Below are 17,426 nucleotides of genomic sequence, written 5' to 3'. Positions count from 1 at the left end.
GCGCTCGCGCGAATGTGAGGCGCGGATCCCGTGATGACTGGAAAGCGGTGAAAAAACCTATCCCTGCGCGATCTTATATATTAGATTCTCAGTAACGGCCGGACGGGCAACGATAAGGAATGGGATAGTAGGATGAACCAAAAGATTGCTCTGATCACAGGGGCCGGGAGCGGCGTCGGCCTCGCCTGCGCGCAGCGGTTGGCGAAAGACGGTTTCACTCTCGTTCTCACCGGGCGGCAACAGGAAAAGATCGACGCCGCCTGTGCTATGCTTGATGGACAGGGGCATATCGCCGTGGCTGCCGACGTGGGGGTTGAGGCCGATGTAGACGCGCTTTTTGACAGGGTGGAGGCGACCTTCGGGCGGCTGGACCTGCTGTTCAACAATGCCGGGCGCAATGGTCCGGCGGTTGAGGTGGATGCGCTCAGCGTCGCGGAGTGGAACGACATCGTCGCGACCAATCTGACCGGCTCTTTCCTCTGCGCCCGCGCGGCCTTCGCCTTGATGAAACGCCAAAGCCCAAAGGGCGGGCGGATCATCAACAACGGCTCGATCAGCGCCCATGTGCCGCGCCCCCTGTCGGTGCCCTATACGGCGACGAAACACGCGATCACCGGGCTCACCCGCGCGCTGTCGCTCGACGGGCGGGCGCATGACATCGCCTGCGGGCAGATCGACATCGGCAATGCGGCCAGCGAGATGACGGAGCGGATGGCAGACGGCATCCTGCAACCCAACGGCAGCCGCATGTCCGAGCCGCGTATGGATGTGAACGACGTGGCCGAAACGCTGTCATACATGGCGAAGCTTTCGCTCGACTCCAACGCCATGTTTGTCACCGTGATGGCCACCAAGATGCCTTTCACGGGGCGCGGTTAAGCCGTCAAAGCACCTTGCCTGGGTTCATCAAATGGCCCGGGTCGAGCACGGCTTTGATCTGCTCCATCAACTCCAGCGCGACCGGATCCTTATACCGGCGCAGTTCGGCCCGTTTGAACGTGCCAATGCCATGTTCCGCCGAGAATGAGCCGCCCATCTGGTGCACGATATCATGCACGATCCGGTTGAACGTGCTGTATTCTGAAAAGAAATCTGCATCGGCCATATCGACGGGGCGCGACAGGTTGAAGTGCAGGTTGCCGTCGCCGAAATGGCCGAACGGGCAGGGGCGCAGGCCGGGCATGTGGTTCATGCAGGCTTGGGTCGCCTCGCGGATGAAATCCGCCACGCGGGAGACCGGGACTGATACATCATGTTTAATCGACGCACCTTCGGGCTTTTGCGCCTCCGACAGGTTTTCCCGCAGCGCCCAAAGCGCGTCTTTCTGCGCCTCCGACGCGCCGATCACCGCGTCGATGATTTCTTCCGCCTCGAACGCCGCTTCCAATGCGCCCTCTAGCCGGGCATCAAGGTCCGCCTGTGCGCCATTGCCGGTGAGTTCGATCAGGCAATAGGCAGGATGCGCCTCGGCCATCGGATCGCTACAGCCGGGTGCGTGGTCGATCACCATTTGTAGGCCAAGCCGGTCGATATATTCAAATGTTGAGAGTGTATCGGCAGCCTGCCTGCGCATCCTTGAATAGAGCGTCAGCGCCGGGTCGGGCCCCGTGCATGCCACCAGCGCGGTGGCGCGGGCGGTGGGTTTGGGAAGGAGTTTGATTACCGCGGCGGTGATGATGCCCAACGTCCCTTCTGCCCCGATAAAGAGGTTTTTGAGATCAAAGCCGGTATTGTTTTTCCGCAGCCCGTTCAGGTCGTGTAACACACGCCCATCGGGCAGCACGACTTCGACACCCAGAACCAGATCGCGGGTATTGCCATAGCGCAGCACCGCCGTGCCGCCCGCGTTGGTCGAAAGGTTGCCGCCGATCTGGCAGGACCCTTCGGAGGCGAGCGACAGCGGGAAGAGCGCATCAACCTCATCCGCCGCCGCTTGGATATTGGCGAGGATACAGCCCGCCTCAACTGTCATGGTGGCGTTGGTCGGATCGACCCCCCGGATGCGGTTCAGCCGGTCAGTCGTGAGGATGATCCCGCCGTCCGGCACGCCGCCCCCAGCCAGACCGGTGTTGCCGCCCTGCGGGGTCACCGGCACTTGTGCGGCATGGCACAGACGCATGCAGGCGGCGACTTCTTCGGTAGAGCCGGGGCGGATGAGGGCCAGCGCCGTGCCGCGCCGGAGCCCGCGATCTTCGATCAGCCGCGCGTCAAAATCCTTGGCGTCGGTCACGACATGGGCGGCACCGATGGCTTGGCGCAGATCATCGAGCAAGGCGCTATTGTCGCGCCCGTCCGTTTCGGGCGCGCGGCGCGGCGCGGTAAGGGTGGTCATCGGGGTCATCCTTTAACGCTGGTCGGCTTCGGCTTTTTTCTGCGCCGCCGCGCGCAACTTGCTGATCGTGGTGCGGGTCGAGATTTGCTCGGGGTCGGTGACCAGTTCGATCAGCGCCGGGCGGCCACTCTCGCGGGCGCGGGTGAAGGCGGCGGCGAAATCCTCGGTCTTGGTCACCCGTTCAGCATGGGCACCGAGCCCCTCGGCCATTTTTACGAAATCTTGGTTCTGCAACGTGGTGCCCGAAATCCGCTCGGGGTGGTCGCGTTCTTGGTGCATGCGGATGGTGCCGTAGATGCCATTGTTGAACAGCAGCACGATGGGCCGCCCGCCATATTGTGCGGCGGTGGCCAATTCATTGCCGCTCATCATAAAGCCGCCATCGCCGACGAAGGAGAGCGTCAGCCGCTCGGGCTCTGCGATCGAGGCCGCGACGGCGGCGGGCACGGAATAGCCCATCGCACCACAGGTCGAGCCGACAATCCGCCCCGGACGGCCAAAGCGCAGGAAGCGTTGCGCCCAGCCGGTGTGGTTGCCCGCGTCGAGCGTGACCACCACATCATCAGGCAACTCATCGCGCAGCTGCGCAAGGGCGACCCCCATGTCGAGATCCCAGTCGCCGCCATTGGGCGCTTCGGTATCGGTCAGATAATCGCCGTGGAGTTTCTCGCACCATGCGCCCCATGCGTCTGCGCGGTCCAGATCGACACCGTCCAATGCGGCAGCGACAGAGACAGGTGCTGCCGCGATGCCCAGATCCGGCGAATAGACGCGCCCGATCTCATCCGCGTCGGGGTATAGGTGCACCAGACGGGTGTCGGGGTTGGGCGATTGCATGGTGGTGTAGGTCTTGGTCGTCATCTCCCCCAAACGCGCGCCGATCACCACGAGCAGATCCGCATCGCGTTGATGCGCATAGAGGCTGGGCGCGGTAGAGGTGCCGAAATCGCCTGCATAGACGGGCGAGAGGTTGTTGACGATGTCTTGCCGCCGGAAAGAGGTGGTGACGGGGATCTTGTTGGCCTCGGCAAAGCGGGTGATGGCCGCCGCACTCTCATCCGACCAGCCAGAGCCGCCAAGCAGCAGCAGGGGCCGTTCGGCCTGCGCGATCTCGGTTTTGAGCATGTCGAGACTGTCAGGTGACAGCCCTGCATGGGTCGCCGTATAGGGCCGCGCGTCGGCGACGGAAACCACCTCGGTCAGCATGTCCTCGGGCAGGGAGATCACCACCGGGCCGGGGCGGCCCGAGGTCGCCACGCGGAAGGCGCGGGCCATATATTCCGGCACCCGCGCCGGGTCGTCGATCTGCGTTGCCCATTTGGCGATGGGGCCGAACATGGCGCGGTAGTCGACTTCTTGAAACGCCTCGCGGTCGGTCGTGTCGCGGGCGATTTGACCGACCAGCAGGATCATCGGCGTGCTGTCTTGTTGCGCGATATGCACGCCGATGGCCGCGTGGCAGGCTCCGGGGCCGCGGGTGACCATGCAGATGCCGGGAGTGCCCGTCAGCTTGCCATAGGTTTCGGCCATGTTGGCGGCCCCGGCCTCGTGCCGCGCGTTGATAAGGGTGAAACGGTCCTGCACGTCATGCAGCGCATCCAGGACCTCAAGGTAGCTTTCGCCGGGCACGCAATAGGCGGTGTCGGCACCGTGGACCAGCAGTTGATCCACAAGGACCTGTCCGCCGGTCCGCGCCTTGAGGGAAGTTTTCTGCAGCATGGAGAAGGCTCCGTTTCGTTCGTTCAGAGGATTATGTATGGGTCGCCGGATGGCTTTCAGGATTGGGGTTTCTAGACTTTTGGAAGGCCAGAATAACACCCGCAATGATCAAACCCGAGGCGGTGAGCCGCAGATCAGGATAGATCAGCAGCAAGGAGGCCCCGAACAGCACCACCGACAGCACGTTGGATAGTCGGCCGAAGTAGTAGCGCTGCAAGGCGGCGGCAAGCAGGATGACGCCAATGGTGGCCTGCAACAGGACCAGCGTGATCTGCGTGATCGAACCCTGCATCAGGATCGCCGGTTCATAGACGAACATGAAGGGCACGATAAAGCCGGTGGCGCCGAGTTTCACCGCAGCCCAACTCGCCTCGACGATCTTGGCGTGCGACAGGGTGTTGGCCGCATAGACCGCCATGGCGACGGGGGGTGTGATCGCCGACAGGATGGCGAAGTAGAACACAAAGAGGTGCGCCGCTTCGACTTGTACGCCCAGTTTCACCAGCGCCGGAACCAGCAGGGCAACCTGCACGATATAGGCAGGTGTTGTCGGCATCCCCATACCAAGGATGATGCCCGCGATCATCGACAAGAACAGCGCGATGACCAGTGTGTCTTGGGCCGCTTCGATCACGAAGTTAGAGAAGGTTAGGCCAAGGCCGGTGATGTCGATCACGCCCACCACGATGCCCGCACAGGCACAGGCCGCCGCAATCGCCAGCACGTTGCGCGCGCCGCCCTCAAGCGCTTCGAGAATGTTGTCGATGGTAACGTAATGCCGCGTCGTCTTGCGCAGGGCCGCCACAGGCACAACCGACACAATACCACAAAGCGCCGCGTAGGGGGCCGAGTAACCCATCATCAGAACGCCGACGATGATCAGAAGTGGCAAGAATAGATGGCCGCGCTCAGTGAGAACCTTCTTCAGCGGCACTTGGTCCTCTTTCGGGACCGAGCCGATGCCTTTGCGCTTGGCCTCAAAGTGGACCGCGGCAAAAAGGGCGACGTAGAACAGGATCGCTGGGGCCAGCGCATATTTCGCGACGGTCAGATAGCCCACGCCGAGATATTCGGCCATAACAAAGGCCGCAGCCCCCATCACGGGCGGCATGATCTGACCACCTGTCGAGGCAACAGCTTCGACCGCGCCAGAAAAGGCGGGCTTGAACCCCATGCGTTTCATCAGCGGGATAGAAAACGTGCCGGTGGTCATTACGTTCGCCACGGCAGAGCCGGAAACCGAGCCGAAGAGGCCGGAGGTCACACAGGCCACTTTGGCCGGGCCGCCCACCTGACGCCCGGTAAGCGCAACGGCAAAATCCATGAAAAGTTGTCCGACGCCCATCCGCTCGACCAATGAGCCAAAGAGGATGAAAAGCACCATATAGGTCGCCGAAACCGCGATAGGGATGCCGAAGATGCCTTCGGGGGTCATGAACAACTGCTCAAGAACCACAGAAGGCAGGGTTGAGGTAAAGATAAGGCCATAAGCCAGAAACAACAGCGCGGTAATGGGCAGCATCGGCCCGAGCATCCGTCGAGTTGCCTCAAGCAGCAGAACCACAAGAGTGATCCCCACCACGATATCCATCGGCATCAACGGGTCGACGTAGAGAAACCGCTGCGTGATGTAATTAAGGTTAAAGGAAGGATAGAGCGCAGCACCCGCCGCGATAAGCCCGATGACCACATCATACCAACTGGGCACATCATTGCGCAGACCCTTGCGGTTCACCGTCAAGAAAATCAGCAGCAGCGCCAAGGCGACGTGCACACCTCGCATAATATAGGGGTTGGGCGGGCCAACGAAGGCGACGTAGAGATGCCAAGCAGCCATGCCGATCAAGATCAGCCTTGCTATACGGGTAATCAGGGGCATCTTGTCCAGAAAGATCGACAGTTGCATGGAAGTTCTCGCGTCTAGAGTGGAAGGCGGCCTCGATGCGCCAGCGCGCGGAATGCGCGGGGCGGGGGCCTTATGGATGTGGGCCGGACGAAGCGCATGGCTCCGGCCGACCCGTTTCGTGTCGGAAGGGAATTACATCCCTGAGACACCACGCTCGGCGTAGAACTCTTTCGCTGCGGGGTGGAAGGGCACGCCGATGTCGGTGGCCATTTCCTCAACCGTCAGGTTCGCCATGGATTTGCTGATTGCGGCAAAGCTCTGGTTGTTGTCGGCAATAGCGCCAAGCACGGATTTGATGATCTCACCGTCATAGTCACAGGGCGCGACCATATGGGTGTCATAGCTGATAGCGTGCACGGCCTCATCAAAACCGGGGTAGGCGCCCGCTTTGACTTCGCGACGCTGGAAAGCGGCGTTCTGGTCTTTGAAGTAGGCAAAGGTTTCTTCGTCCACGTCGACCAAACGGATCTTGCGTGAAGAGGCGAGGTCCATCACCGAACCTGTAGGCAGTGAAGACCCCAGTGTGAAGAAATCGGCCTGACCGTCTTTCATCTGCGAAGCGGAATCGGAATAGGAGGTGTTTGCCACGCTGTCGAGGTCATCAAAGGTCATATCGGCGGTCGACAACAACTCACGCGTCAGGAACTCGCCGGTGTTGCCAAGCTGTTGTGTGGTCAGGCGCTTGCCCTTCATATCAGCGACAGTCTTGATGCCGGAATCTTCGAGCGCGACGATCTGGAAATATTGCGGATACAGGATACCAAGGTTGCAGACATTGGTCGTCGCCTTGCGGAAAGGCTCTTTGCCCGAAAGGCTGTCCACGGTCGAGATGGAGTTGGCAAATGCGATGCCGAAGCGGCCTGCGTCAACGCCCACCACATTCGATACGCCTGCACCCGGTGTCACGGTAATGTCCATGTCGGGGTTTTCACGCTCGACGATCGCCTTGATCGCACCGCCTACGGGATACCACGACCCGCCCTGCTGGCCAGTTGCCATGACAAAGCTTTGCGCATGTGCAGCAACGCCTGCGACGGTGAAAAGGACGGTGGCCGCTGCTGTGCGGCTTATCGATTTGAAGATTGGTGACATTGAAACTCCTCCCGAGTTTTGACTGTGTATCGGCAGTAACTGGATGGGTTCCGGGCTCCCCCCTGACACCCTCTTGCCGTAGGTCCGCAGACTGAGGGGGAATCAACAGCCTGTCAATTAAAAATACAAATTAACGGATATTACATCTTACTTGTAATGTTGTATTCTGCTTGTAATCGGGAATCTGGTTCTATCTGCTCTTTATATTGGGAACTTGTCATACAGGTAGTCTGCTCGGCAAAAGGATGTTGTTATCATGACGGGAAATCTTCAGGCGACAACGCCACTTGTCGATGGGGCCACGCTGAGCGATCAGGTGACCGAGGTGCTTCGGCATAATGTGGTCAACGGTGTGTGGAGCGTTGGCGATGTACTGCCGTCGGAAACCAGTTTGGCGAGCGATTTTGATGTCAGCCGCACCGTTATCCGCGAGGCCGTGTCGCGCCTGAAGGCCGAAGGAATGCTCTCCAGTCGACAAGGGCGCGGTGCTTTTGTGGCCAGCGATCGGCCCCGACAAGGCTTCGCAATCCCAGAGCGTGATATGGAAAGCCAGCGCAAGCTGGAGCAGATCTTAGAGCTGCGGATGGGGCTAGAGATTGAGGCTGCTGCCATCGCTGCTGCTCGTGCAACGCCCGACGCGCGGGCGGAAATCCAGCGCGCTGCTGCTGCTTACGACCAAAGCAACCAAATCGGCGGCCCTGCGGTTGCGACCGGGGTCAGTGCCGATCTCGCCTTTCACCGCGCGGTCTGCGAGGCAACGGGGAACAGTTATTACCTGAGCCTTTTTAACTATCTCGTCGCCAGCCTGCGCGAGACGATGTTGGCCGGGCGTTTGCAAGCTCTGAAGCGCGGGGGCGAAAGCCGTGGCGCAATACAAGAACACTATGACATCGCCGCCTCTATCGTCCAAGGTGACGCCGAAAGCGCCCGCCAGCGGATGCGGGACCACCTACAAATGTCGAGCGCACGTTTGCTGGCGCAGCTCAAGACCGACGATGGGTTGAGCGAATGACTGTTCCGGCTGCTCTTCGTGAGGCGCTATCTGCGCCTGCGTCTCTCACAATTGCCCTGAGCGGGGGGATCGACAGCCTGACCCTCTCGGCGGCGGCGGCCGTGGTTCGGGGTGCATCGGATGTTACGCTTTGCCATGCAGTTTCGGCGGCGGTACCCTCTGCGGCGACGGCTCGGGTTAAGGAATTCGCGGCGGCGCATGGGGTGGCGCTTGAACTGGTGGATGCGGGCGAATTTGCCGATCCGTCCTATCGTGCCAATCCGGTCAACCGCTGCTATTTTTGTAAATCGAACCTTTACGGCACGCTTGCCCGTATGGGGCCGTTGGTGGCGGCAGGTACCAATACCGACGATCTGTCGGACTACCGTCCTGGCTTGCAAGCCGCGGCTGAGCATGGTGTGTTGCATCCTTTTGTCGATGCGAAGATGTCGAAGGCGGATGTGCGCGCGCTGGCGCGGGAGCTTGGGCTGGGGGAACTGGCCGAACTGCCCGCAGCACCCTGCCTTGCCAGCCGGATTGAGACCGGGCTGCGGGTGGAGCCTGAGGAACTGGCCGTAATCGACCGGGTTGAGACGTTGCTGCGCGGCATGTTGGGGAACTTCACCCTGCGTTGCCGTCTGCTGCGCGAGGGCTGGGTGGTTGAGGTTGACCAGCTTGTTCATGAGGGTTTGTCGGACCAAGAACGCGCCGCAATTCTTGCGCAGGTTCGTCAAGCCACGGATGATGGGCGCGCGATCAATTTGCGGCCCTATTCAAGAGGAAGTGCATTTGTCCATCGATGAGACCGGCCCTGACGGGCATCCTGACGTAACCTTTGATCGGGGGCGCGGCGGACGCATCGGCATCGAAGAGGCGGTGCTATGCGAGCATAAAGCGGTGGAGCAGATTGCTGCGATCATTGGCGACGCAGAGGCGGAAGGCCGTAGGCTTTTGCTGACCCGTCTGACAGCCGCCCAGTTTGCCGCGCTACCAGACGCGTTGCGCGCATCGGTCGACTATTGCGCCGCCTCCCGCACCGCCATTCTTGGAAAGATTGGCCCGTTGGCCAGCAGCCCCCGCATTGGATTGGTCAGTGCGGGCACTTCAGATTACGCCCCGATGGCAGAGGCAAGGCGCACGTTAGCCTATGGCGGGATGGACGCGACCGAGGTGTCGGATGTGGGCGTGGCCGGGCTTTGGCGTCTACTCGCGCAGGAAGAAATGCTGCGCGAGATGGATGTGGTGATCGTTTTCGCCGGGATGGACGCTGCGTTACCTTCCGTCGTTGCCGGACTTGTGCCGGGGGTGGTCATTGGTGTGCCGACCTCCGTGGGCTATGGTGTGGCCCGCGGCGGGAGGGTCGCGCTCGATTCGATACTCGCCAGCTGTGCGCCGGGGGTGACGGTGGTGAACATCGACAACGGCTATGGGGCTGCGACTGCGGCGTTGCGACTGGCCAACATGATGCGCCGCACCGCGGCGGGAGGGTAGCCGGTGACAGCGCCGAAACTGAAGATCAAGAAACGGCAGACACTTGCCGATCAGCTTTACGGGCAGGTGCTTGAGCAGATCGTGTCGAACAAACTGGTGCAGGGCGAAAAGCTGCCGTCTGAAAACCAGATCGCCACGGCCTTTGGCGTGTCGCGCCCCGTAGTGCGCGAGGCGCTGCGCAAGTTGCAAGAGGATGGGCTGGTCGAGGCGCGGCGCGGCGTGGGGACCTTCGTGCGGCGGCGGCCTTCGGAAAAGCTGATTGAATATGCGACGGCGGGGTCGGTTGCCGGGCTGATGCGCGCGATGGAGGCGCGGATCACGATTGAAAAAGCCACCGCGCATATGGCCGCGCAACGCGCCAGCCCCAAGGATATTGCCCGGATTGAGGCCGCGTTGCAGACGCTCGAGGCGTCAATGCAGGCGCGCAACCCTTCCTTCGATGCCGATTACCAATTCCACCGCGCCATCGCAGCGGCCTCGGGCAATGAGGTCTTCCTTCAGATGCTCGACTGCGCGCGGGAGTCAATTGAGCAGGGGATCGACGTGGCACAAAAGCTGACCCGCCAAGGCTCGCAATCCCGGATCGACGTGGTCATCAGCGAACATCGCGAGATACTTGAGGCGATCCGCGCGGGCGACAGTGAAGTCGCGGGCGTGTCGATGGCTTATCACCTGCTGCAGGCGCGGACCCGGATCACCGACCACGCTGGTATCGCATAGTATTAATAACCCGAAAGGCCCCCCGATGATTTACGACCACCGCACCTATTGCTGCCGTCCCGGCACGATCAAGAAACACCTCGCGCTTTATGCGGAGTTTGGATTTTCCGCGCAGAAACGCATTCTTGGCGAGCCACTGATCTATGCACAGGTGGAAACCGGAGACGTAAATTCTTTCGTACATATCTGGAGCTATAAAGATGCCGCCGATCGTGCTGCGCGCCGGGCGCAGATGGCAGCAGATCCTGAATGGCAGGCCTATCTCAAGAAAAGCGCAGAGGCGGGGTATCTGGTGAGCCAGACCAACAAAATTCTCATGCCCGTTCCGCTCGAAGCCTAGGCGGTGTGCTTCCGGCCTGAGGGTTCAGGCCGGAGGTGAGATTCAAGTAACGATACAGCTTTTGTCGATCCCGCGCCCTTCGTGAAAAGCGCGGATGTTGCTGGCCCAATGGCCGACCATACGTTTGAGGTTATCCTCGCTGTGGCCGCCGATATGGGGCAGGGGCAGAACGTTATCGAGCCGCAGAAGCGGGTTGTCTGGCTCGACAGGCTCTTCGGTGAAGACATCCAAGGCCGCGCCCGCGATCCGCTTATGGGTGAGCGTGTCGATCAGTGCTGCCTCATCAATCAGCCCGCCGCGCCCGGTGTTGACCAACAGGGCGTCCGATTTCATTTGCGCCAGTTCCGTTGCGCCGATGGTGTGGTGTGACGCCTCGGTCAGCGGCATGTGCAGGCTAACGATATCGCAGGTCTCAAGGATTTCATCCCGCTCGGCATAGCGCGCTGTGGTTCCTTCGGCGGGACCAGAGCGGCGGTAGTAGAGCACCTCGCAGTCAAAGCCCGTCAGCCGTTTCGCGACGAGTTGCCCGATGGCACCAAAGCCGATCAGCCCGACCTTTTGACTGCTGAGATCCCGCGCGCCGGGGACGATTTCTGGCACGATCCACTTGCCCGCGCGGGTGTTGTTATAGTGCAGCGGAATGCGGCGCAGGGCGGCGATCATCATGCCGATGGTGAGATCCGCGATGGTGGGGGCGTTAACGCCGGGGCTGCGCGCAACGGTCACGCCCATTTCCTTGGCCACATCCACCGGGATCTTATCATAGCCCGTGCCCCATTGGTGGACGAGACGCACACTATCGGCCCCGCGTAGCACCGAGACTGGTAGGCCGCGTCCGCGGGGAACAATATAGGCCGCCCCCTTCACCGTTTTGGCAAAATCCTCTTCGGAGAAGGAGTCGGCAAAGCGAAGGTCGAGCCCCTCGGCATAGCCGCGCACTTTGTTCTGCATATCCTCCGGCATCGCATCGAGCACGGCGACGGGGCCGATTGATCCGCCGCTCATGTCGATGCCCCGCGCAGGTCTTCGGGCAGCAACGCTTCGGGCAGGTTCTGGTAGGACACGGGCCGCAGGAAGCGGCGGATCGCCATCGTGCCCACCGACGTCGCGCCGAAGTTGGTGGACGCCGGGTAGGGGCCGCCGTGCACCATGGCGTCACAAACCTCGACCCCCGTGGGGAAGCCGTTCACCAGCACCCGGCCCGCCTTGCGTTCAAGGATCGGCATCAGCGCTTTGGCCGCTTCGGTGTCGCCGTCATCCATCTGGATGGTGGCTGTCAATTGACCCTCAAAACCCTTGGCCAGCTCTTGCATCTCATCGCCCGACGAGACCCGTAGCACCAGACCCAAGGGGCCAAAAACCTCTTCCCCAAGCGCGTGGTCTTGTAGGTAGGTATCGGCATCGGTCTCAAAGAGGTTCGGCTGGGCGCTGCGCCCCTCGCTGTCAGTGCTCACCAGCGCGCGCACCGCGTTGCGCCCGGTGAAACGTTCCTTGCCGTCGCGGTAGGCTTTGGCGATGCCGTCGGTCAGCATGACCTGCGGGCCGACCTGCTCCAGCGCCTCCTTCGCGGCGGCGACAAAGGCATCGCCTTCGGCCCCCTTCGCGACAACCGCGATGCCGGGGTTGGTGCAGAACTGCCCCGCGCCCATGGTCAGCGAGCCGGCCCAGCCTGCGCCGATTTCCGCGCCACGGTTGCGCGCGGCCTCGGCCAGAACGAACATCGGATTGACCGAGCCCAACTCGCCGAAGAACGGGATCGGCTCCGGGCGTTGCGCGCAGAGGTCGAACAGCGCGCGGCCCCCACCGAGGGAGCCGGTGAAGCCAACGGCTTTGATCAGCGGATGCTGCACCAGCGTCTGGCCCACCTCACGGCTGTTGGCATGGATGAGGGAGAAGACACCGGGATGGATGCCGCATTTCTTGATCGCGGCGTGGATCGCTTCGGCCACGATCTCTCCGGCGCCGGGGTGGGCGGAGTGGCCCTTGACCACGACCGGGCAGCCCGCCGCCAGCGCCGCGGCGGTGTCACCGCCTGCGGTGGAGAACGCCAGCGGAAAGTTCGACGCGCCGAAGACCGCGACCGGGCCGATGGGACGCTGGACCATGCGGATGTCGGGGCGGGGCATCGGCTGGCGTTCTGGCAGAGCACCGTCAACGCGGCGGTCCAGATGCGCGCCTTTGCGAATGTGATCGGCAAAGAGGCGGAGTTGCCCGGTGGTCCGACCCCGTTCGCCCTGAAGGCGGGCGGTGGGCAGGCCGGATTCGCGTGCGCCGACTTCGGTGATGATCTCGGCGCGGGCCTCCATCTCGTCTGCGATGGCGTCAAGGAAATCGGCCCGGCTTTCGCGGCTGGAATAGGCGTAGGACCAAGAGGCGTCCTCGGCGGCTTCGCAGGCTTGGTTTACATGGGCCGGGGTGCCGCTTTGGAATTGGTCGCTTTCCCCGATGGCAGGGGAATTGGCGAAGGTTTCCCCGCCGCCGACCCATTCGCCTGCGATTAAGTGCTTGCCGTGGGGGTGAAATGTCTTGCTGTCAGCGCTCATGATCAATCCTTGTCGGTTTGCTGTGTCAATGTGGGGGAGGGCTGCGCCATGGTTTGCACCAGCGCATCCATCTGCCGCGTGAGCAGCCAAGCGTCGCCCGCGATGGCGACGAATTCGATACCGCTGTCAAAATAGCGGCGCGCCAGATCGGCGCCGTAACCAAGGATGCCCGCAGGCAGCCCGGCGGCGTGAATGGCATCTACCGCTTTGCGGATCTTGTCTTGGACATCGGGGTGCATCGGGTTGCCGGTATGGCCCATCGCCGAGGACAGATCGCCCGGCCCGATAAAGATCGCGTCCACGCCGGGCACGGCGGCGATGGCGGGGATCTGGTCGACCGCTTCGGGGGTTTCGACCTGCACAATGACGCATTGGTCATCCGGATAGGTAGTCAGGTAATCCGTCTGCCGCGCGTAATTATTGGCGCGGATCGTGGCCGAGATGCCGCGCAGCCCTTCGGGCGGGTAGCGGGTCCAAGATACGGCGCGTCGGGCATCTTCGGCGCTTTGGATCATCGGGAACATCAGGTTTTGCACGCCGATATCCAGCAGCCGTTTGGTCATGGTTTGGTCGGTTGAGGGCATCCGCACGACCATCTGCGCATCGGGATTTGCACTGCCTGCGGCGCGCAGGTGGTCGGTGATTTGACTCAGATCATTCGGTGCGTGCTCCATGTCGAGCAAGAGCCAATCGATCCCGCTGCCCGCAGCAATTTCCGTCACCGTGGGCGAGCAGAGCGAGAGCCAGAAACCCGACAGACGACTGCCTTGGCGAAGCGTTTGTTTCAGTGATTTTCCCGACATTTTCGCAACGCGCCCCTCAAATGGTATCGACAATTGGGGTGATACGGTAATATATCAGTTCGAGCAAGATGTGTTTTCCACCCGTTTTGCGATCATGTTTAGCTGGCGAGGATTCCATGACCGAGACCAAGAAAACCGCCGATCAGCTGCGCAGTGCGCGCTGGTTTGCCCCCGACGATCTGCGCAGCTTTGGGCATAGGTCGCGCATGATGCAGATGGGCTTGGGCCCCGAAGATTGGGAAGGCCGCCCGGTGATCGGTATCCTGAACACTTGGTCCGAGATGAACCCCTGCCACCTCCATTTCCGCGACCGCGCGGAGGACGTGAAAAAGGGAATCGCGCAGGCCGGGGGGCTGGGGTTGGAGATCCCGACGATCTCGATCGACGAAAGTTTCACCAAGCCGACCTCGATGCTTTACCGCAATATGATCGCGATGGAGACCGAAGAGACGATCCGCTCGCATCCGCTCGACGGGGTGGTGCTGATGGGCGGCTGTGATAAGTCCACCCCCGGTCTGACCATGGGCGCAATCAGCGCAGGCGTGCCGTTTATCTTCCTGCCCGCGGGGCCGATGCTGCGCGGCAATTATGCGGGCCGGGCGCTTGGCTCGGGCTCGGATGCATGGAAATTCTGGGACGAACGCCGCGCGGGCACCATCTCGGCCGAGGAATGGGTTGGCGTCGAAGGCGGCATCGCGCGGTCTTACGGGCATTGCATGACGATGGGCACGGCCTCCACCATGACCGCGATTGCCGAAGCGATGGGGCTGACGCTGCCGGGGGCCACCTCGATCCCCGCTGCGGACGCGGGCCACAAACGGATGAGCGCCTCTTGCGGGCGGCGCATTGTCGATATGGTTTGGGAAGACCTGACGCCCGACAAGATCATCACCCCCGCCGCCGTGCAGAACGCAGCGACAGTGGCGATGGCAACGGGCTGCTCAACCAATGCGGTGGTGCATCTCTTGGCCATGGCGCGTCGCGCGGGTGTGGCGCTGGAGTTGAACGATCTGGACGCTCTGGGCCGCACCACACCGCTTATTGCCAATATCCGACCCTTGGGCAGCAGCGAATACCTGATGGAGGATTTCTATTTCGCAGGCGGGTTGCGGGCGCTGATGGACCAGTTGGGCGACAAGCTCGACCGGTCGGCGATCACCTGTACCGGCAAACCCTTGGAGGAGGGGATCGCGGGTGCGCCTGTCTATAATGACGATGTGATCCGGCCCCTGTCGAACCCGGTCTATAAAGAGGGCTCGCTTGCCGTACTCAAGGGCAACCTTTGCCCCAATGGCGCGGTCATCAAACCGGCGGCCTGTGACCCTAAGTTCCACCGCCACGAAGGCCCGGCGCTGGTCTTTGACAGCTACCCCGAGATGAAGGCTGCGATTGATGACGAAAACCTCGACGTGACGCCGGACCATGTGCTGGTGCTGCGTAACGCAGGCCCGCAGGGTGGGCCGGGGATGCCGGAATGGGGGATGTTGCCGATGCCGAAAGCGTTGTTGAAACAGGGCCACCGCGACATGCTGCGGATCTCGGATGCGCGGATGTCGGGCACGTCTTACGGCGCGTGCATCCTGCATGTCGCGCCTGAATCCTTTGTCGGTGGGCCACTGGCGCTGCTGAAGACGGGCGACATCGTGCGCATGGATCTTGAAGCGCGGACCCTCGACATGCTGGTGGACGAGGATGAACTCGCCGCCCGCCGCGCCGCGTGGAAAGCGCCCGAGCCACGGTTCGAGCGGGGCTGGGGCTATATGTTCCAGCGCCATGTGGGGCAGGCCGATCAGGGCTGCGACTTCGACTATCTCACCGCGGCCTTCGGGCAAGCGGCGGGTGAGCCGGATATTTTCTGAGGGGTACGTCTATGACACATGATCTATCAAAAGCGCTCACTGGCATCTCGGGCATCCTTGTGACGCCCTATGACGCGGGTGGCGAGATTGCGCCGCGCAAGCTGGCCCCGATCATCGACCGTGCGCTCGCCGCCGGGGTGCATATCCCGGTAGTGAACGGCAATACCGGCGAATATTACGCGCTTACCAATGACGAGGCCTGCACCATGGTGCGCGAGGTGGCGCAGATGGTCGACGGGCGGGCGCCACTGCTGGCGGGTGTCGGGCGCGGCATTCGCGATGCTTGTGCTCTGGCCAAGGCGAGCGCTGACGCGGGCGCGGATGCGCTGATGATCCATCAGCCGCCTGATCCGTTTGTCTCCCCCCGTGGCACGGTCGACTATGTGCGCGCGGTGCGCGATGCTTCGGGCGGGCTGCCCGTGATGCTGTACCTGCGCAATGATGCGATGGGGCCCGAGGGGATCGCCCGGCTTTGCGAGGTCGAGGGGGTGAAGGGCGTCAAATGGGCCACGCCGAACCCCTTGAACCTTGCCCGCGCGATTGAGGCCGCGCCAGATGATATCGTTTGGGTCGGCGGGCTGGCTGAGGTTTGGGCACCGCCGCTCTATGCGGTGGGCGCGCGAGGGTTCACCTCGGGGCTCATTAACGTCTGGCCCGAGCGGTCGGTCGCCATTCACGCGGCGCTGGATGCAGGCAACTACGGCGAGGCGAACCGCTTGATCGCTGGCATGCGCGCCTTTGAAGACATCCGCGCCGAAGAGCATAACGGCACCAATGTCACCGGCGTCAAAGCGGCGCTAATGGCCATCGGACAAGATTGCGGCCCCACGCGCCCGCCCTCCGCTTGGCCCCTGACAGAACGGCAACAGGCGGTGCTGGACCAATTCATCACTGACAACGGACTAAAGGGAGAGAGGGCATGACCCCCGAACTACGCGAGAAACTCAAAGCGGTCTCGGTCGCGACGCTGGCCACGGCGCTATATAAACGTGGGCTGCGCAATCAGGTGGTGCAGGGGGTCGGCCCAGTTGCGGCAAAGGGGCAGAATATGGTCGGCCCCGCCTTCACCCTGCGCTATATGCCCGCACGCGAAGACCGCAACCAGTTGGTCGAATTTCGCAACCCCGAGCACCCGCAGCGCGTCGCGATTGAGACCTGCCCCGAGGGTCATGTGCTGGTGATGGACAGCCGCAAAGATGCGCGTGCTGCCAGTGCCGGGGATATCCTCATCACCCGTCTGATGATGCGCGGCGCGGCGGGGGTGGTGACAGATGGAGGCCTGCGCGATGCCGCGACCATCGGCGCGCTTGAGATGCCGGCCTACCACGCGCGGCCCTCAAGCCCCACGAACCTGACCTTGCATGAGGCGATTGAGATCAACTGCCCCGTCGGCTGCGGCGATGCGCCGGTCTTTCCCGGCGATATCGTGGTGGGCGACGATGACTGCGTGATCATCATCCCCGCAGATATCGCCGAAGAAGTGGCAGATGAGGCTGTAGAGATGACGGCCTATGAGGATTTCGTAGTGGAACAAGTTAAAGGCGGCGCGGGGATCATCGGGCTTTACCCCGGCACCAAGCAAGAAAACCTCGATAAGTTTGCGGAATGGCGCAAGGCCAACAACCGCTGA

General features: G+C 62.1%; 16 protein-coding genes. 9 read left to right on the top strand and 7 right to left on the bottom strand.

What is annotated here, in order from left to right:
• The first annotated feature begins 132 nt into the window (after positions 1 to 132).
• Complete coding sequence (locus DSM110093_RS20490; protein WP_243268248.1) at positions 133 to 879, top strand: SDR family oxidoreductase; 747 nt, start codon at positions 133 to 135, stop codon at positions 877 to 879.
• Positions 880 to 883: 4 nt separating this feature from the next.
• On the opposite strand, the gene DSM110093_RS20485 is transcribed toward DSM110093_RS20490, so the two are convergent.
• From DSM110093_RS20485 to DSM110093_RS20470, 4 genes are all read right to left on the bottom strand, one after another.
• Positions 884 to 2,332 (bottom strand): FAD-binding oxidoreductase, encoded by a 1,449-nt coding sequence (locus DSM110093_RS20485; RefSeq protein ID WP_243268247.1) that lies wholly within the window; start codon positions 2,330 to 2,332, stop codon positions 884 to 886.
• A gap of 12 nt (positions 2,333 to 2,344) precedes the next feature.
• Entirely contained in the window at positions 2,345 to 4,051 is a 1,707-nt protein-coding gene (locus DSM110093_RS20480; protein WP_243268246.1) for a thiamine pyrophosphate-binding protein, read from the bottom strand.
• 31 nt (positions 4,052 to 4,082) lie between these two features.
• Positions 4,083 to 5,957 (bottom strand): TRAP transporter permease, encoded by a 1,875-nt coding sequence (locus DSM110093_RS20475; protein ID WP_243268245.1) that lies wholly within the window; start codon positions 5,955 to 5,957, stop codon positions 4,083 to 4,085.
• A gap of 132 nt (positions 5,958 to 6,089) precedes the next feature.
• Positions 6,090 to 7,049 carry a TAXI family TRAP transporter solute-binding subunit gene (locus DSM110093_RS20470; RefSeq protein ID WP_243268244.1) on the bottom strand — a complete coding sequence of 320 codons (960 nt, stop codon included), beginning with the start codon at positions 7,047 to 7,049 and terminating at the stop codon, positions 6,090 to 6,092.
• Positions 7,050 to 7,305: 256 nt separating this feature from the next.
• On the opposite strand from DSM110093_RS20470, the gene DSM110093_RS20465 reads away from it, so the two are divergent.
• The 5 genes from DSM110093_RS20465 to DSM110093_RS20445 are packed head-to-tail and all read left to right on the top strand — an operon-like array spanning position 7,306 to position 10,591.
• Positions 7,306 to 8,061 carry a FadR/GntR family transcriptional regulator gene (locus DSM110093_RS20465; RefSeq protein WP_243268241.1) on the top strand — a complete coding sequence of 252 codons (756 nt, stop codon included), beginning with the start codon at positions 7,306 to 7,308 and terminating at the stop codon, positions 8,059 to 8,061.
• Positions 8,058 to 8,843: an adenine nucleotide alpha hydrolase gene (locus tag DSM110093_RS20460; protein ID WP_243268238.1), complete on the top strand. Its 786-nt coding sequence runs from the start codon at positions 8,058 to 8,060 to the stop codon at positions 8,841 to 8,843. Before DSM110093_RS20465 ends, DSM110093_RS20460 begins: the two co-directional genes overlap by 4 nt.
• Positions 8,836 to 9,531 carry a nickel pincer cofactor biosynthesis protein LarB gene (gene larB / locus DSM110093_RS20455; protein WP_243268516.1) on the top strand — a complete coding sequence of 232 codons (696 nt, stop codon included), beginning with the start codon at positions 8,836 to 8,838 and terminating at the stop codon, positions 9,529 to 9,531. Before DSM110093_RS20460 ends, larB begins: the two co-directional genes overlap by 8 nt.
• A gap of 3 nt (positions 9,532 to 9,534) precedes the next feature.
• Entirely contained in the window at positions 9,535 to 10,251 is a 717-nt protein-coding gene (locus DSM110093_RS20450; protein WP_243268237.1) for a FadR/GntR family transcriptional regulator, read from the top strand.
• A 25-nt stretch (positions 10,252 to 10,276) separates the two neighbouring features.
• The gene (locus DSM110093_RS20445) at positions 10,277 to 10,591 is read left to right on the top strand and encodes an NIPSNAP family protein (RefSeq protein ID WP_243268235.1); all 315 of its coding nucleotides are present in this window, start codon (positions 10,277 to 10,279) and stop codon (positions 10,589 to 10,591) included.
• A 42-nt stretch (positions 10,592 to 10,633) separates the two neighbouring features.
• Here the strand turns inward: DSM110093_RS20445 and DSM110093_RS20440 are convergent, their stop codons facing one another.
• Genes DSM110093_RS20440 through DSM110093_RS20430 form a run of 3 tightly spaced genes read right to left on the bottom strand, consistent with a single transcriptional unit; the run spans position 10,634 to position 13,937 of the window.
• Positions 10,634 to 11,596 (bottom strand): 2-hydroxyacid dehydrogenase, encoded by a 963-nt coding sequence (locus tag DSM110093_RS20440; protein WP_243268233.1) that lies wholly within the window; start codon positions 11,594 to 11,596, stop codon positions 10,634 to 10,636.
• Positions 11,593 to 13,134 carry an aldehyde dehydrogenase (NADP(+)) gene (locus DSM110093_RS20435; RefSeq protein ID WP_243268231.1) on the bottom strand — a complete coding sequence of 514 codons (1,542 nt, stop codon included), beginning with the start codon at positions 13,132 to 13,134 and terminating at the stop codon, positions 11,593 to 11,595. The genes DSM110093_RS20440 and DSM110093_RS20435 overlap by 4 nt, the downstream gene beginning before the upstream one ends.
• Positions 13,135 to 13,136: 2 nt before the next feature.
• Complete coding sequence (locus tag DSM110093_RS20430) at positions 13,137 to 13,937, bottom strand: HpcH/HpaI aldolase/citrate lyase family protein (RefSeq protein ID WP_243268230.1); 801 nt, start codon at positions 13,935 to 13,937, stop codon at positions 13,137 to 13,139.
• Between the two features lie 116 nt (positions 13,938 to 14,053).
• Between DSM110093_RS20430 and araD the strand changes: the two genes are divergently transcribed.
• Genes araD through DSM110093_RS20415 form a run of 3 tightly spaced genes read left to right on the top strand, consistent with a single transcriptional unit; the run spans position 14,054 to position 17,426 of the window.
• Positions 14,054 to 15,796, top strand: coding sequence for an L-arabinonate dehydratase (gene araD, locus DSM110093_RS20425; protein ID WP_243268228.1), 1,743 nt, complete (start codon positions 14,054 to 14,056; stop codon positions 15,794 to 15,796).
• Positions 15,797 to 15,807: 11 nt separating this feature from the next.
• Positions 15,808 to 16,719: a dihydrodipicolinate synthase family protein gene (locus tag DSM110093_RS20420; protein WP_243268226.1), complete on the top strand. Its 912-nt coding sequence runs from the start codon at positions 15,808 to 15,810 to the stop codon at positions 16,717 to 16,719.
• Positions 16,716 to 17,426, top strand: coding sequence for a ribonuclease activity regulator RraA (locus tag DSM110093_RS20415; protein ID WP_243268224.1), 711 nt, complete (start codon positions 16,716 to 16,718; stop codon positions 17,424 to 17,426). Before DSM110093_RS20420 ends, DSM110093_RS20415 begins: the two co-directional genes overlap by 4 nt.

Source organism: Sulfitobacter sp. DSM 110093, from assembly GCF_022788715.1.
Lineage (GTDB): Bacteria > Pseudomonadota > Alphaproteobacteria > Rhodobacterales > Rhodobacteraceae > Sulfitobacter.
This window is presented reverse-complemented; position numbering and strand designations above follow the sequence as displayed.